General features: G+C 38.3%; 1 protein-coding gene. It reads left to right on the plus strand.

Translation table 11 applies throughout. The features are described from left to right. Positions 1–88 precede the first annotated feature (88 nt). Positions 89–1180: transposase (locus ACESR5_RS12000; RefSeq protein ID WP_373155995.1), on the plus strand; the 1092-nt coding region annotated here is incomplete at its 3' end.

Here is a 1180-nt window from a genome sequence, read left to right on the forward strand (position 1 = left end):
GGACAAAATAAATTTTGTCCATGGCGATTAATCATCTTTGATGATTATCGCTTTTTTGTATTGTATAATCATCTTAGGTGGTGTTCTTATGATTGATCTCTCTACTCCTGATACTCTTTTATACGATTCTGCTGTCTTATCTTCTTATATAAGAAAGAATACTAAAGAATCTTTTGGTTATATATTTTTTGATAATATCGATTATATTACCAAGCTTTACAATGACAATAGAATGCGTGATGTGACTTATAAGAATGTTCTCGATACTATCCTCTGTGGTTTCATCTATCTTGGTTTTGATACGTATGAATGTCCTGACTGCGGTTTTGAAACGACCATCCCTCATACCTGCAAATCCAGGTTCTGCTCTAAGTGTGCCTCTAAATCTGCTAAACAGCGTTCCATTTCCATCTCTGCCATGACTTTCTCCTGCAAGCATCGCCATATCGTTTTTACTGTCGCCCAAGAGCTCCGTGATTATTTCATCAGAGATCGTTCTCTCCTCGACCTTTTATTCATCGCTTCCAGAAATACCATCAGCGCTCTTGCCAACGATGCAAAGTTCAGAAAAAACAAAAGACTCGAAAAACACAGAAAGCTCCGAAAATCCTCTTCCCCCTATCTCTATAAGGATACAAAGGATAATGTTGTTTTTGGTGCCATCTCTACCCTTCATACTTTTGGCAGACCCCTTGAATTCAATCCTCATATCCATATGCTTGTCTGTCAGGATGCCCTCAATCTCAGGAAGGACTCCATCAAAAGCCTTTCCTATATGGATTTCAACAAGCTCAGAAAAACCTGGATGTTTCAGATCCTTGACCTTCTTGACAGGAAAATCAACACAAGACAATTCCATGCACTTAAAAATTCTCTGTATAAAAACTATCCCGATGGTTTCTATGTCTATGCCAAAGAACCAAAAAAAGACCAGAGCGAAGATGATGTTGATGATACCGTCGCATATATAACACGCTATACCAACAGACCTGTCATGGCAGAAAGCAGAATTGTAGAATATAATGACACGACCAAAATGATTCATTGGTTCTATAATCGTCATGAGGATGACAAAAGAATCGATGTCACTGAAAGAGTTGAGAGATTCATCCAAAAAGTCATCAGACACTGTCCGGATGAAAACTTCAAGATGACTCGCTACTATGGATTCTATTCCAAC

Origin of the sequence: Clostridium sp. AUH-JLR23 (assembly GCF_964238065.1) — a bacterium.
GTDB lineage: Bacteria > Bacillota_I > Bacilli_A > Erysipelotrichales > Coprobacillaceae > Allocoprobacillus > Allocoprobacillus merdigallinarum.